The following is a 15,671-nucleotide window of genomic DNA, read 5'->3' as shown; positions in this document are numbered from 1 at the left end:
ACCTAATGATGCACCTGTACGCGTTTTTCACCAAATCATGAACGAACTATCTATGTATCACTTCTACGACTTGCACTCTTGTATCGGACGTCCGCCATACCCACCACGAATACTTTCAAGAATCACACTCTTTGGTCATATGATTGGTATCACAGGCGGTCGCGCGATTGAGCAAGCGTGCTTGTATGACCTACGTTTTAAATGACCCCTTGAAGGTTATAAAATTCCTGACCATAGTACAATCAACCGTTCATGTCTGATGAGAATCTAGATGCTATCGGTTTTAGGAGCGTCACAAAACGAGGGGTAAAAAAACACCCATATCCAGTGTTTAATATATGCCTTCTTTATGAACGTCAACATGCTACTCTCAAAAACCACTCATGGCAAGAACGGCGAAATGCTCATCAACCCCAAGGCGGCTTAAACTCAGAACCGGCAGTCTCTTATCAAGATATTGAAGGGGATGCTTCTGTCTGATGGGAGTCGTCTAGTGACGAAGCCGCGATCTTTAGGAATCTGGGAACTGAAGACCCGTGCTTAGGGCATGACACCCGTAGATCCCAGTTAGAAATGGAGGTCGAGTTTGGCAGTTAGGATCTGGAGTGAGCCGTATTCGGACTTGTGGTCTGAGGAATGCTGCACCGATCAGACAGGAGCAAGACCGCGTCTTCATTGACTCTTCAAGTGCATCCCTCATATGATCTTGCAACATGCCTAAAAACGCACTTGATTCGTTCTTGTCACGAGCGATTATGATTGATTGAGTGTGACTTTACAGGATGAAAAAAACAGTTGCAAATGATTTGTTTATCATTTTTGGAAAGCACCCTACTCAATTTATTGACTCAAGGTTATTAACCGCAAATATGCACTATTCTATTTCTGAAACGACTAAAATTTTAAGCGAGGTTAGAAAGATGTTTAAGAACCTTTATTTTACAATTACACACCTCGGTAAGACAGTTTTATAAAAATATTTGAAGGCGCTAAGTGTTTCATTGTACCGGTTGTGATATGCTGTACTATACAACTCAAATTTCTGATTCGTTTTGATTCTGTATATCCAATCCACGTTCTATATACTTTTCATTGTTGCATATAAAGCATTTAATTTTACAAAAAGTAATAGATTTTTATGTTCCATTTCAATGTTTATTATGTGGCCTTTATTTATTAAAGTTTAAATAGATTATGCCGATAAACTAACTAGAAAGAATTTGCTTATGGAGGTGTGATTATGAAAATTGATGGTGTGATATCTGTAAATGCTTCAACAGCTTCCATTCAGTCAAAAGGAAAAGCAGATAAATCTGAAATTGTAAATTCAAGATTGAATGGTTTATCATTGCAAGAAAATAATCAAACGAATAGCGAAGTGGATGTTGTAGAACATAATGAGGATTTATTAAATAAATCAGTTAAACAAGCAAATAAATCCCTAGAGCAATTTGATAAAATGATTGAAAGAACCATTCATGAAAAAACTAAAACAGTTATGTATGTACTCCGTGATACAAAAACCCATGAAATCATTAGTGAGTTTCCACCAAAAAAAATACAGGATATGATTGCAAAAATGTGGGAACTTGCTGGTCTTTTCGTTGATGAAAAAGCTTAATACTTTATGAAAGGTGGTTAACTATGAGCACGATGAGAATTACAGGTTTATCATCTGGATTTGACACCGACCAAATGATAAAAGATTTAATGAAAATAGAGCAATCACGTGTAGATACGGTTGTAGCTCAAAAGGTGAAAGTGGACTGGACGATTGAATCTTACCGTGAAACTTCCAATGTGTTAAGATCTTTTACTGATTCATACTTTGATGTATTAAAACCAACTACTAATTTACGTTCTGCTAGTTTTTTTGATGTGTATGCTGCAAAATTAACTGCTGGTGGTGTTACTAACTCCGCGATAACAGCAGACCCACTAGCTGGTGCTACTGCTACAACTGTTAGTTTTGAATCGATTACACAGCTTGCAACTAAAGATAGTTGGAAAAGCCAAGGTGTTACCGGAGATTTTAGTGGAGATTCTGACCCTACTTTTACACTTAACTTAACTACTATTAATGATGCAATTACTAGTGGAAAAAATACATTTAAATTTTCATTCGATGGAGTTGAAAAAACAATTACCTTAGATGGTGGATATGTTGGATTAGATGGTGACCCATTAGTTGATGGATCCCCACAGTTTACCACGGAGTTAACAAGTAAATTGAATACTGCATTTGGTACTGGCTTTTCTGCTTCAGTTGTAGATAATAGATTAGTTATTGGAAATAGTGAATCAGCCCATGAAATGAAAATAAGTGGTGATTTAATTGGTGAACTTGGATTTACTGCTAACCAAACAAATTATTTGAATGTTAATGAAACAATACTTGGAGCATTTAATTTAGCTGGTGATCAAAGCTTTAGTATTAATGGTGTTGATTTTACTTTTAGTGAGACAACAACAATTAAAGATATGATGGCTGAAATAAATAATAGTAACGTTGGAGTTTTGATAAGCTATAGTACTATTTCGGATGGTTTTACATTAGCATCTACTCAAACTGGAGAAGCGTTTAATATTGACTTAAGAGATGCTAATGGCAATGTCCCTGATGGTTCAGGAAATAGTTTTCTTGAAACCGCATTAAAATTAGATACTACTGGAAGAACAGCTGGCCAAAATGCAATCTTTTCTGTAAATGGAGTTCAAACAAGTAGAGCTTCGAATACTTTTACGCTTGAAAATGTTCAATATACTTTAAATCAAACTTATACTGAGGTTGATGCTATCAATGTAAATATCACTGCTGATAATACAGATACCATCATTGAAAATATTAAAGATTTTGTAGAGAGCTACAATAAGATAATTGATGATATTAGCGGTAAAATCAACGAAAAAGCATTGCGAGATTTTCAACCTTTGACTAGTGAGGAAAAAGAAGCACTATCAGAAGATGAAGTGAAATTATGGGAACAAAAAGCCAAAGCTGGCCTCTTGAGTAATGATCCAATTTTGAGTAAAATTTTATCTGACTTAAGAACCGTTTTTTATGAACCTATAGATGGACTTAACATATCAATGAAGGATATTGGTATTTCTACTTCATCAAATTATAAAGATAATGGAAAACTTGTGATAGATGAAGCAAAATTAAAAGATGCTTTAGTTAATAAAACCGATCAAGTGATTGAACTATTTACTAAGCAGTCGAGTACCACGTATTCGGATACTGATAGAGCAACCCGTAAAAGCGAAAACGGTATTGCCTACAGAGTATATGACATTTTACAAGATAATATAAGAACAACAAGATCATCTAGCGGAAAAAAAGGTTTTTTGATTGAACGTGCAGGTGTGAAAGGTGACACTACTGAATTTGTCAACGAAATGCAAAAGAGAATTAAGGAATATGATTCAAGAATTGCGGATTTGTTGGATTCACTTTCAAGTAAAGAAGAATCCTACTATAGACTATTTGGTAACATGGAAAGTGTATTGTCACAAATGGATAGCCAGTTTCAGGCGTTCTTAGGTCAACTTGGTGGCTGATATGAAAAAAGCGGTTAAAGAATTTATTGAAACAACAGAAGCGATATTCGAACTTAGCAAAAAGAGCCCAACAAACGATGTGTTAAATGAAATAGATCGATTGCTTAAGTTAAGGGAAACACAGTTGACAGAGTCATTTGATAAAGATGACTTTTCGGAAGAAATATTAAGCTACTTGAAAACGATTCACCATGATTCGATGATGAATATTTATGAGATGAAAAAACACGTTTTAGAAAGTATTAAAGAGTTGAATTCAAAAAAGAAAATTGCGATACAATCAAAAAAAGCGTCTAGAAGCTACCATAAGATTATACCGCAAAGTGATGGTTACTATATTGACGACAAAAAATAAGTAGATTAAGGGGTGTATTATGGCGATGTTGAATCCTTATAATTATAGCAAACCAGCTGCAAAAGCTGTATTACGGTCACCGAATAAGCCATTGGTTCATCAGGCTACTAAGCAAAAATCGCAACATGATGCGTATTTAGAACAGAAAATACTTACTGCCAGTCCTCAGGAGTTGACCTTGATGCTTTATGAAGGCTTGATAAAATTTATCAAGATGGCTAGGCTATTTAATGAACAAGGCAATATTGGAAAAACAGGTGAGCATTTAATAAAGGCCCAGGCAATTGTGTCTGAATTGCAGTCGACACTCGATATGGATTACGAAATAAGTAATGAGTTTGATGCTTTATATGATTTTATCTATGATAAACTGGTAGAAAGCAATGTTGAGAAAAATGAACAGCATATGTTGGATGCGCTTGTAATTGCAGAAGAAATGCGAGATACATGGAAAGAAGCTATGTCACTTCTTTAGATGTTCTCATAGAAAGGATGTGGTCTTTTGAATATCAGTTCTCAGATGGCTGCGATGACCTATAGTCTACAAAGTGCAGTAAGAATGAGCATGATGCAAAAGGTAATGCATCAGGATGTCCAGTCGATGGACGCTATCATGGAAATGTCGAAAGATGTGGCCAAAATGACAGGCAAAGGACAGAGTTTGGACATCAAAGTGTAGCAGCGCCAGGGGTGCTGCTTCCTTTTTTGCAAGATTGCAATAGTTTATTAAACTTGGTATGATAGGACTAAAGGAGAAAGGGGGGTTATGATGCAATCCGTTGGGGAATTTCGACCTACTGGTTCCGGGATGGAACTAACCAAAGTGATCGCATCAATGCCAGAAGCTCGAAGCACAAAACACAATGAAAAGACACAAGGTGCACTCAGAAGTGAGAGAGACAATGAGACTGAGTACGAGCCTGGTGTAACCGCAGCCCTTGATAGAGCTAATCGACAGATGAAAATGTTCGATAAACGCATTGATCGTTCAGTACATGAAGTGACTAAGACCGTGATTTATACGGTTGTGGATACTAAAACGGATGAAGTCATCTCTGAGTATCCATCAAAGCGGGTTCAAGACATTCTTGCCAATCTGATGCAAATGAATGGAATTGTCCTAGATAAAAGAATCTAGAAATCGAATGTCGGAAACAAAAGAGGTGAGGGTATGAACCTTATTGAGAACCTGATTACATATAATAACGAGAAGCTCGAATTTCTTAATGAGTATCTGGCAGCCAACGAGATGATTGAATCCATGTCTGCTGATCAGAACTTTACGGCGATTCGAAGTCTTGTGGACAAGAAGAGAAGTATGATCACAAGCATTCATGTGATTGATGACAAAGTCATGTTCGGAATCAAAAAACTGAAGGAAGAACTAGGTGTAAGCGACCTTTCTGAGCTAAATGCTGAGAACCATCCAGAGCTTAAGACCTTAAAAGGAATATCAGGAAAAGTGCTAAAGCAGATGGTTCAGGTTAAAACATCGGATGAAAAGGTGAGTGGACTGATCAGTAACGCATTTGAGCAGTTGAAGACCAATCCGAAGCTGGTGGACAAGAACAAGATGTACTATTACACGAATAGTTATTTTGACAAATAGAAATCAACATTAAAAAGATCCCAATTAAGGGATCTTTTATTTTTTATACGTATGGCTCGATTAAGCCAAAATGTCCGTCTTTTCTATTGTAAACAACATTCACTTCTTCAGTGTTTGCGTTGAGGAATACGAAGAAGTCATGATTGAGCATTTGCATTTGAAGTACTGCTTCCTCAGGATCCATAGGTTTCACTGGGAATTTCTTTTCTTTAACGATTTTACTTGTCTCTGTGGCTTCCTCCGTATCTGGAATATGTTCGAAACGAATCGTATCATGTTTTCTGTAACGCTTGTCAAGGGCTGTCTTATGTTTCTTCATCTGTTTACTCAATCGGTCTACCACTCGATCGATTGAATTTGGCATTGTATCAGAAACTTCTTCAGCTCTTAGGATTACTCCATTTTTTAGAGGAATGGTTACCTCTACGACTTGCTGGTCTTTAATGTGACTAAAAGTAGCAAATGCTTCGACATCGCTATTGAAGTAGCGGTCGAATTTCGAAAGCTTTTCGTCAATTAATGCTTTAATGTCGTCTCTTACGTGTAGGTTTTTTCCGCTTACGATTACTTTCATAGATCCAACTCCTTTCGATATTTCCTTGATGGAAATTCGATTTTTTTTAGTGGTATTAACTAGATACCCTAAAGTTTTGGGATGTAACAAAACAAATCAAAAAAAATGAAAGGTTAAAATGTTGTTATTTTACTTGACTTGAGGGAATGTTTGGAAATTGGTAAGTTAAAACTAGTCTTTAACGATATGCTCTTAATGATAGAAGCGGTATGTGATGAGGTAAAGCGGATTTGAAGAAGAGGCGATAGCATATTTAATGGTTCTTTAATGGTTATTGAATGGTTTAAAAAGAGGTTGAACACTGCAGGTATTGCAGTTTTCAACCTCTTTTTATTGGCATGTCATTTGCAATAGTGATAGATATCTAAAATAGGAGGGGTTCTAGGATGAAAAAAACAGTCAGTATCGTTCTAATAGTGCTTATGGTCATGGCAACATTTGCAAGTGCGGCGGAAGCCAAAAAGGGAAGTTTGCTCATAGTGGGCGGTGCCTTGAGGCAGGACAATGACGCGGTTTATGAAAAATTTGTTGAGCTTGCAGGCGGAGTGGATATGGCAAAGGTGGCGATTGTGCCTGCTGCGAGCGGTAGTCCTTATAAATACAGCCAGATGTTTAAAGAGGATATGCTTGCCCATGGATTAAAAGAAGAGCAAATTGTCATTTTGCCACTGGCTGTCAAAGACGATAAGAAGTCAAAGGATATTGACGAATCCTTGTGGGCGGAAAACGGCAACAGCACAGAAGTAGCAGGCATGCTTGATGGCGTGACTGCGGTGTGGTTTGTAGGTGGCGATCAGATGAGAATCACCGAGGTGCTGTTGAATGTAGACGGTAGCCCTACAAGCGTACTGGAGGCGATCTGGAAGGTTTATGATGCCGGTGGTGTTATCGGTGGAACAAGTGCCGGTGCCGCCATTATGAGTGATCTGATGATTGCTGGGGGTGATAGTTTAGGCGCTCTCACTTTAGGCGAGGTGAGCGACTTTGACGATTCGACACTTGATTACCAGAACCAAGGCGGTCTTGTGACATCCAAGGGGCTTGGCTTCTTTGACAAGGGGATTGTCGACCAGCACTTTGATCGAAAAGGTAGGCTTGGAAGGCTTGTTGTTGTAGCCTATGAAAACAAAGCGATTTCAACTATGGCTTATGGAGTTGAGGAGAACACAGGTCTTGTTTATGATAGAGCTACAGGAAGAATTGAAGTGGTAGGAACTGGTGGTGTCGTCGTCGTCGATGTCACTGACGCCCAGATGAAAGGGAGTTCGTATACAGGCATAGAAGTGTCTTACCTAGAAAATGTAGATGCCTATGATACTGTTAATGATCAGTTTGATATGGATGCGGATAAATATACCACTATAGGTTATGAGTACATGTACACTGAAAATCCGACGCATACAGGTTCGGTGTCAGCCAATCAGTCCTTTAAGAACATGATTGCCTTTGACCTAGTGGACAACGAGGCGGCAAGCAAGATTAAAACCTATCTATATGACGTGGGTGGAAATGGTTTTGCCTTTGAATTTTATTTAAAGGACAACACGGAGGGATACTGGGGGCAAAGTGGTGCCGTTGACTTGTATTCCTTTGAGAGGGTCGGGATGGATATCAGACCGATAAGCGTACTAATCACTTATGAAGATGAAACGAATATGGTTCAAGCTGCAGTTAAGACCTATGTCGTCAAAGAAGGTGACCGTCTTTGGAAAATCGCCAAGGACTTCAATATGGATCTACAGGAACTGATCGAACTCAATGAGCTTGTAAATCCGAATCTAATAAGAGTAGGCGACGAGCTACAGGTAAAATAACGATCAGGTTTGAACGGTTGACAGCTACCCGATAAAGAGGTTGAAATGTTTTTTAAAAATGATAAAAAGGCAAAACCCGCTGGAAAAGTGAAATTGGAACGTCATGGATCATTTTCCGAGCCGGTCGTAAAACATACTTGGGTTGAATCTTTAATTAAAATTATGAATACGTATATTTTTTCGGTTGACGCGCTTTATATGGACATGCAGTCTGTGATTGATAAGAGCAGTCGACTACATTTCAACTCAAAAAAGCAAAATGATCATTTAACAGCGATGTCATCAAGATTGATGGAGGTATACGACAGTTTGGATGCTCAATCCGAACTATCGTCGCAAGCATCTATGGCGGCTCAGGATACTTCGAGAACGATAGAGGTTGCTGCTCAGGATCTATTTGTTGTAGTGAACGCCTTTGATCAAATCAATCTTGAAATTAAGGAGCAAAGCGATTGGGTTGAAACGATGTCAGGCAGTGTAGTTGAGACCTATCATATGATCGACCGTGTGAAACGGCTTGCAGCCCAGACGGATCTACTCGCTCTAAATGCCGCCATAGAAGCGGCTCGTGCAGGTGAACACGGTAGGGGATTTGCTGTAGTTGCAGAAGAGGTATCCAAGTTATCTAAAGATACTTCTTCGGTGATCGATGAAATGCAACGGGTCTTACAGGAAATCAATCAAGCCAATGAGAAGATCAAGCATAAGATGACAGAAACCAGTGAGGCTATTCATATTCAGTCCGGGGTTTTGGAAAATCAGATTGGAATGATGAAAACAACGAATCAAGTAGCGAAGCATGCCAGTTCGTTAAATGTGAGTCTCACTAACAGGGTCGAGAACATCACATTGCAGGCAAAAGAGGTAAGCGACGTATTTGACCAGGTGTTTGAACTAAATACTCAAATGGTTAGTGAAATCGATGAGATAAGCCTTGCGATAGAGCATGAGACAAAAGCGGTGAATCAGTTAAGCGAGGCATCCACAACCTTTGAACATCTGAATTTGGACTTGATGAATCGTTTTGAGGTGTGGGACAAGGAAACCTTAATCGTTGTAAGCTCGCCGTATGAACCGTTTGTCTTCTATGATACCGCGACTGATAATGTCTCTGGGATCGATGTTGAGCTGTTGCGGCAAATATTCTACGACTATGCGCTGAAATTCGTGATTGTTCCTTGGGATGTATCGATTGAAATGATTAAGTCGGGAATAGGTGTAATCCTGCCTGCCATATCCTATAATGAAGAGAGGGAAACCTATTTGGAATTTAGTGATAACTACAGGCATGAGGAGCGATATCATTTTTATACCAAGGATACACGGTTAAAGAAGGTATCTGGCCTTGAATCACTTAGAGGGCTCAGAATAGGCGTTGTGAAAGGGTATAGCTATTTCAACGCTTTTGACAAAGCAACGAATTACACACGTGTCAGTTCATCAAGTGAAAAGGACCTATTTGAAAAGTTGAAAAATGACCAGTTGGACATGTTGATAGCCAACGGATATGTTGGAGACCATTTGCTGTCTGTCTATTTTGGAGACGATGGCATTGAAAAGGGAACGCTCGAATACGTTACACAAAAGGCGGATACACGAATGGGCTTTTCTAAAGCCTATGGGTCTGAAGAATTAGTCCGGCTATTCAATGAAAGAATAAGAGACGGACGTATTACGGGTAATGTAGAAGAGCGTTATGATAAAGAGTCTACTTAAGGAGCATGTTATGTATTTAGTTAAGAATGGTGAGATCTATCACCGCGGTGAGTTTATGAAGAAGGACATCCTGATCGGTGGAAAACAGATCTTGCGTATCGCGGATTCGATTGATTTTGAGGACTCACTAGCCATAAAAACGATCGACGCAGCTGGTAAAAAAGTGCTTCCCGGGCTTATCGACGGTCATGTCCATATCTGCGGCGGCGGTGGTGAGGGAGGATTCAAAACGAGAACTCCAGAACTTAAAATGACCGATATGATCAGGGCGGGTGTCACCACGGTGGTGGGATGCCTTGGAACCGACGGTGTATCCAGAAGCATGGAAGGCCTTGTCGCAAAGATGTACGGATTAAGGGAAGAAGGTGTAAGCGCTTATTGTTATACGGGTTCCTACAGGTTGCCCCTTAAGACAGTTACAGGAGATATCATGAAGGACATCATGATGATTGAAGGGATTATAGGAATCGGAGAGGTTGCGATCAGTGACCATAGGAGCGCGCATGCCAGCAGGCATGAGTTTGCCAAGGCTGTTTCGGATGCGAGGGTTGCAGGCAAGCTGGCTTCAAAGTGCGGAATATGCAATGTTCACCTAGGTGACGCGCAAAGCGGTCTTGACCCGATTCTTGCACTTTTAAAGGATACGGCCATTCCTATCACGCAGTTCCTACCTACCCATATGAATAGGAACCAGCATTTGTTCGACCAAGCGATCGGTTATGCAAAAGATGGCGGATATGTCGACTTTACCACTTCCACGACCGAAGCCTTTATTGAAGAAGGTGAGATCGCAGCGCCTGAAGCCATGAGTAGGATGCTGGATGCCGGTGTTCCGGTTTCGAGAATGACGCTCACCTCTGACGGTCAGGGAAGTTTGCCGGCTTTTGACGCTGATGGAAACCTGACAGGGCTAACAATTGGAAGCCTCGCTTCACTCTTTGATGCTGTTAAGAGCTGCCATGATCAGTACGGGGTGGCATTTGAAGAGGTGATAAAGACGGTGACTGAAAATCCCGCTACAATCTTAAAACTAAAGGGTAAAGGATTCTTAGAGGAATCCTATGATGCGGATATTTTGATCGTGGATGAATCCTTCGGTATTGAAACGGTAATTTCCATGGGGCAGCTGATGATGTTCTCAGGTGAATTGCTGGTGAAAGATACCTTTTAACCATAGCAGTATGTAAAAGTGAGTACTTTTACATACTGCTATTTTGCCTTTATCCTAATGGAAAGGGTATAATAGAGAAATAATGTAGGAGGTGTGGTCATGGTTAAAAAATCGATGACAATCGTAGCTGGATCGATGAATACGGCAAGGGCGATCCATGAGCAACTAAAGGAACATATCAAGGACCAGGCGGTGACTTTGCTTGCCTATGAAAACGGGATCTGTACAAAAGTGAGCGACGACCTCGTGTTGCTTTCCAGTGAGCTGACCAAGGATGACCTCTTGGCCTTAGGTTGCTTTGACGAAAATTCGGAAACGATTATTGCAGGAAGAACGATCAATTACGATTTTATCGACCAAATCGTTTCTATACCCAGCGGTACTCCGGTACTGCTTGTAAACGATGTGCCCGAGACTGCGACGGCCATGATCGACAATCTGATTTCATTGGGAATCGACCACCTGGAGTATCAGGCCTTTTGCCCAGGCATGGAAGCGCCGGACCGAAAGTTTAAAGTGGCTGTGACTCCAGGGGAACCGGACAAGGTGCCGGAATCCGTCGAGCTGATCTATGATATAGGTCCCAGGCTGCTTGATTTTTCGACGGTGACGAACGTCTTGATGTCACTGGACACTTTGGGAAATCAGGCAGGGCGGTATTCGAGTGTCTACCTGCAGAAAATCATCAAAATCGCCAAACGACTTGCCGCATCCAGACAGGAAATCGAAGGACTGAACAGTCAACTGAACCGTCTGATCGATTCTCTAAAAGAGGGCTTGATGGTGATCGATGAAACCGGACGCATTAAGGTGATGAATGAGTATGCGCTGACGTTTTTTAACAGCAGGCACTATCAGGTGATTGGAAAAATGGCCAAAGACGTCATCTACAATGCCGAACTGCTGGAGTTCATTTACGAATCAAGCGGACTAGGCAGTGACTTCATCGAAATCGAAGGGCATTCCGTTGCGATCAATAAGATGAAAACAAAGACGGGAGAATACATCCTGTCTTTTAGACGACCGGAATCCATTCTTGAAGATCACATGAGCATCAAACAGGAGTTTGCAAGACGGGGCTACACCGCCAAGTATCAGTTTGAAAACATCATCGGCAAGAGCGCTGCGCTGACCAGGGCTAAGACGCTGTCGAAAAAACTGGCGAAGTCGGAGCTGACCATTCTTTTTCACGGCGAAAGCGGAACGGGTAAGGAATTGTTCGCAAGTTCGATCCATAGGGAATCGGCTAGAAAAAACGGCCCTTTCCTAGCGATCAATTTCAGTTCGCTTCCGGATGAGCTTGTCGAAAGCGAACTCTTCGGTTATGAGGAGGGCGCCTTCACCGGTGCTAAAAAGGGTGGAAAGGCAGGACTATTCGAACAAGCGGACAGTGGAACAATCTTCCTGGATGAAATCGGTGATGTTTCACCCAAGGTTCAGGCAAGACTCCTAAGAGTTTTGCAGGAGGGCGAAATCATGCGTGTGGGTGGAAATGAGATCAAGCGGATCGACGTAAGGATCGTAGCGGCGACCAACAAGGACTTGGCGCTTCTGGTTTCGCAGGATAAGTTTAGAGAAGACTTATACTACCGACTTCAAATGGGTTATATCAAATTGCCGCCGCTTAGGGACAGAAAAGAGGACCTAAGATCCTTGATAGAACATCACCTGCATATGGGCGCGATATCGAAAATGAGTATCGATGAAGATGTGATTGAAATCTTCAAGGCGCACAACTGGCCGGGCAACGTAAGAGAGCTTAAGAACTGCCTAGGCTATATGTCCGCGGTTTCTGAATCAAACCAGCTGACGACAATGGATTTGCCGGAGTATCTTCAGCATGTCCAGAAAAATACTGCGGAGGTTTCTGTTGCGACAGATGGTCTCGCAGGAGAAGAGCTGTTTATCCTAAAGGCGATCGCCCTCTTTGAAAAGCGAAAGGAAGCTTGCGGACGAGAAAAGCTTGCCACCTACTCCATTGGAACCGCTTTTGAAATGACCAAGTATCAGATGCGCAACAGGTTGGAGCATTTAAAGGAGATGAACCTGATTTCTTTGGGGCGTGGAAAAGTGGGTGCCAAGCTGACAGAACGTGGAAGACATCACGTGATGACCATTAAGTAACCATTAAACAACCAATAAAAGAGTCAAAAGAGGGGCTTGTCATCCTACTCGTGCGTAGAGGCAGCTGATAAAGCGTGAACTTTGAGTATTCAGACTCTTTTGAAAAAAAGTGAGGATTTTGAGAAAGTTGGCATCTGGCTTGCAATAGTATTAGGTTGTAATCTTAATACTATTTCATGAGGGGGACAAAAATGTCAAAGGAACAAAAGAAATGGCAGATGCCGGACACGTATGTGATCATATTTTTCATCGTAGTCTTAGCAGCACTTCTAACATGGGTTGTACCGATGGGGAAATTCGATATCGCCTATGAGGTTTTAGGTACGGATAACAAGGTAATAAGCACAGTGGCAGACGGTCAAGTTGTCGATGTGACCGCAGCAGACGTAAGTTATACCATTGACGCGTCAGATGAAAGTCGGGTCTATGTCTTTAGCGGGGAAGAAGAATTAGGCAACACAAAAAAATCTAAAGCAAAGGCGATTGAACTTGAAAGCTTTAAAGTCGTTCAGGTTTACGGTAAATACATTACGGATGGGGAAACATCCGATATCAAGATATTCGAAAAATGGGGCGGAGTCGGCTTCCTGAACTACGTGTTCGAAGGTTTTGTATCCGGTGACAAATGGGGTTCTGCCGTAGGTGTAATGGCATTCATCCTAATCGTCGGCGGATCATTTGGAATCGTGCTTAAGACCGGTGCTGTTGAAAACGGCATCTTGAATATGATCAAGTACACAAAAGGGTATGAGATTCTAATTATTCCAGCGATGTTCATCCTGTTTTCAGCAGGTGGCGCAGTCTTCGGTATGGGAGAAGAAGCGATTCCCTTTGCCCTTATCCTTGTGCCGATCATGATTGAACTGGGTTATGACGCCATCACCGGTGTGATGGTGACTTATGTGGCGACACAAATCGGTTTCGCCGCATCTTGGATGAATCCATTCTCTGTGGTTATCGCACAAGGTATCGCCGGTGTAAGTGTCGGTCAGGGACAGTTCTTCAGGATGAGCATGTGGGCCTTCTTCACACTACTTGGAATCGCCTTTACCATGTGGTATGCAAGCAAGGTCAAAAAGAATCCTGAAAGTTCGTTGACCTATGAATCCGATGATTACTTCAGAAACGACTATAAGGAAAAAGCGCAGAAGAACACAAAGTTCGGAATAGGACATGTTCTGGTCCTCTTGACTGTGGTAGCCGGTCTGTTCTGGATTATTTGGGGAGTCAACGCTTACGAGTACTACCTACCTGAAATTGCTTCTATCTTCTTTACGATGGGACTTGTTGCCGGTATCATCGGCGTCATCTTCAAGCTTGAGGGTATGAGAACCAATGATATCGCAAGCTCGTTTAGAACAGGCGCTTCAGATCTTTTAGGTGCTGCCATGGTTGTTGGTATGGCTAAGGGGATCGTCCTTGTGTTAGGTGGTACCGGTGCCGGTGAAATGACAGTGATGAACACGATTCTAAACGGTATGGCTAATACGCTGACGGGATTACCGGCGATGATGATCGCTTGGGTGATGTATGTGTTCCAGTCGATCTTCAATTTCTTTGTGGTTTCAGGATCGGGTCAGGCTGCTATTACAATGCCGCTGATGGCTCCGCTTGCTTCAATCGTAGGGGTATCCAAAGACGTTTCTGTACTTGCCTTCCAGTTGGGTGACGGTTTTACGAATCTGATCGTACCGACATCTGCTTCACTGATGGGTTGTCTGGGTGTCGCTAGAATCGAATGGACGAAATGGTTCAAGTTCCAAATCAAGTTCCAAGGAATCCTGTTTGTATTCGCCTCTGTGTTTATTGTCTTAGGCGTGATGACAGGCTTGTAAGTTAGTCGCTTCATAAGAATCGATCAAAACAGTCTCTGGCAGCAGAGGCTGTTTTTTGTGTGAATTCGGGGCGTGGGTAGGCTAAAAAACCTGCTTGTTCTATCGATAAGTAATTGATATAATGCAATCAAGCATCATGACGACATCGAAACGGAGGCTACTATGCGTCTTAATAAATATATCGCTGAAACAGGCCGCTGCTCCAGAAGAGAAGCAGATAAGCTGATTGAAGAGGGGCTCGTCTATGTGAACCATCACATCGCTGTAATGGGTCAACAGGTGAACGATGAGGATGTTGTGGTCGTTGATGGACAGATGCTTTCAAGAGTCACAAAAAAAGTGTATCTCGCACTGCATAAGCCGGTAGGTATCGAATGTACGACCAACAAGAAGATTACAAGCAATATCATTGATTTTGTCAATCATAAGGAAAGGGTTTTTCCTGTGGGAAGACTCGATAAGAATTCGGAAGGGCTTATCTTACTGACCAACGACGGTGAGCTTAGCAATGGGCTGATGAAAGCCGCACACTATCACCAGAAGGAGTATATCGTCGAGGTCGAAAAACCGGTCACGGACGATTTTATCGCTAGAATGAGCAGCGGGGTACATATTCTCGATACATTCACCAGACCATGTACTGTCGAAAGGCTTGGAAAAAGGCGGTTCAAAATCATATTGACCCAGGGGCTCAACAGACAGATCAGAAGAATGTGCGATGTGCTCGGCTACCATGTGATCACACTCAAAAGGGTCCGCATCGTCAACGTGCTGCTTGGAGACCTTAAGATGGGCAAATGGAGAGAACTCAGTGAAGCTGAGGTTATCGAACTGAAAAAAACTGTCGGATCATAATAATAAGAAGCAAAACAAGAAGCAAAACAAAAAGACCTCAAATTCAAGGTCTTTTAT

Annotated in this window: 15 protein-coding genes; 14 read left to right on the top strand and 1 reads right to left on the bottom strand. The window is 41.6% G+C overall.

Going from position 1 to position 15,671, the window contains the following annotated elements; genetic code table 11:
* Positions 1-37: 37 nt before the first annotated feature.
* The 8 genes from DWB64_RS19610 to DWB64_RS07230 all read left to right on the top strand — a co-directional run bounded on the left by DWB64_RS19610 (position 38) and on the right by DWB64_RS07230 (position 5,525).
* Positions 38-205 carry a transposase gene (locus DWB64_RS19610; RefSeq protein ID WP_129487547.1) on the top strand — a complete coding sequence of 56 codons (168 nt, stop codon included), beginning with the start codon at positions 38-40 and terminating at the stop codon, positions 203-205.
* Positions 206-1,240: 1,035 nt separating this feature from the next.
* Positions 1,241-1,621 carry a flagellar protein FlaG gene (locus tag DWB64_RS07255; RefSeq protein ID WP_129487546.1) on the top strand — a complete coding sequence of 127 codons (381 nt, stop codon included), beginning with the start codon at positions 1,241-1,243 and terminating at the stop codon, positions 1,619-1,621.
* A gap of 23 nt (positions 1,622-1,644) precedes the next feature.
* Positions 1,645-3,561, top strand: coding sequence for a flagellar filament capping protein FliD (gene fliD / locus DWB64_RS07250; protein WP_129487545.1), 1,917 nt, complete (start codon positions 1,645-1,647; stop codon positions 3,559-3,561).
* A gap of 1 nt (position 3,562) precedes the next feature.
* Positions 3,563-3,916: a hypothetical protein gene (locus DWB64_RS07245; RefSeq protein ID WP_129487544.1), complete on the top strand. Its 354-nt coding sequence runs from the start codon at positions 3,563-3,565 to the stop codon at positions 3,914-3,916.
* A gap of 19 nt (positions 3,917-3,935) precedes the next feature.
* Positions 3,936-4,391 carry a flagellar export chaperone FliS gene (gene fliS / locus DWB64_RS07240; protein ID WP_243118957.1) on the top strand — a complete coding sequence of 152 codons (456 nt, stop codon included), beginning with the start codon at positions 3,936-3,938 and terminating at the stop codon, positions 4,389-4,391.
* Between the two features lie 27 nt (positions 4,392-4,418).
* On the top strand, positions 4,419-4,595 hold the full coding sequence (locus tag DWB64_RS19235; RefSeq protein ID WP_164980297.1) for a hypothetical protein: 177 nt from the start codon (positions 4,419-4,421) through the stop codon (positions 4,593-4,595).
* Between the two features lie 87 nt (positions 4,596-4,682).
* Positions 4,683-5,054, top strand: a complete 372-nt coding sequence (locus DWB64_RS07235) for a flagellar protein FlaG (RefSeq protein WP_129487543.1) — start codon at positions 4,683-4,685, stop codon at positions 5,052-5,054.
* Between the two features lie 33 nt (positions 5,055-5,087).
* Positions 5,088-5,525, top strand: coding sequence for a hypothetical protein (locus DWB64_RS07230; protein WP_129487542.1), 438 nt, complete (start codon positions 5,088-5,090; stop codon positions 5,523-5,525).
* Positions 5,526-5,568: 43 nt separating this feature from the next.
* On the opposite strand, the gene hpf is transcribed toward DWB64_RS07230, so the two are convergent.
* The gene (hpf, locus tag DWB64_RS07225; RefSeq protein ID WP_129487541.1) at positions 5,569-6,099 is read right to left on the bottom strand and encodes a ribosome hibernation-promoting factor, HPF/YfiA family; all 531 of its coding nucleotides are present in this window, start codon (positions 6,097-6,099) and stop codon (positions 5,569-5,571) included.
* Positions 6,100-6,485: 386 nt separating this feature from the next.
* On the opposite strand from hpf, the gene DWB64_RS07220 reads away from it, so the two are divergent.
* The 6 genes from DWB64_RS07220 to DWB64_RS07195 all read left to right on the top strand — a co-directional run bounded on the left by DWB64_RS07220 (position 6,486) and on the right by DWB64_RS07195 (position 15,614).
* Positions 6,486-7,913 (top strand): cyanophycinase, encoded by a 1,428-nt coding sequence (locus DWB64_RS07220; RefSeq protein WP_129487540.1) that lies wholly within the window; start codon positions 6,486-6,488, stop codon positions 7,911-7,913.
* A gap of 45 nt (positions 7,914-7,958) precedes the next feature.
* Positions 7,959-9,629, top strand: coding sequence for a methyl-accepting chemotaxis protein (locus DWB64_RS07215; protein WP_129487539.1), 1,671 nt, complete (start codon positions 7,959-7,961; stop codon positions 9,627-9,629).
* A gap of 10 nt (positions 9,630-9,639) precedes the next feature.
* Positions 9,640-10,800 (top strand): beta-aspartyl-peptidase, encoded by a 1,161-nt coding sequence (gene iadA / locus DWB64_RS07210; protein ID WP_243118956.1) that lies wholly within the window; start codon positions 9,640-9,642, stop codon positions 10,798-10,800.
* Between the two features lie 99 nt (positions 10,801-10,899).
* Positions 10,900-12,924, top strand: a complete 2,025-nt coding sequence (locus DWB64_RS07205; RefSeq protein WP_129487537.1) for a sigma-54-dependent Fis family transcriptional regulator — start codon at positions 10,900-10,902, stop codon at positions 12,922-12,924.
* A gap of 191 nt (positions 12,925-13,115) precedes the next feature.
* Positions 13,116-14,759, top strand: a complete 1,644-nt coding sequence (gene yfcC, locus DWB64_RS07200; protein WP_164980296.1) for a putative basic amino acid antiporter YfcC — start codon at positions 13,116-13,118, stop codon at positions 14,757-14,759.
* A gap of 162 nt (positions 14,760-14,921) precedes the next feature.
* Entirely contained in the window at positions 14,922-15,614 is a 693-nt protein-coding gene (locus DWB64_RS07195) for a pseudouridine synthase (RefSeq protein ID WP_129487535.1), read from the top strand.
* The last annotated feature ends 57 nt before the right edge of the window (positions 15,615-15,671 follow it).

Origin of the sequence: Fusibacter sp. A1 (assembly GCF_004125825.1) — a bacterium.
In the GTDB taxonomy this organism is placed as follows: Bacteria; Bacillota; Clostridia; order Peptostreptococcales; family Acidaminobacteraceae; genus QQWI01.
The sequence above is the reverse complement of the archived record's forward strand: the minus strand, read 5'-3'. Positions and strand labels throughout refer to the sequence as shown.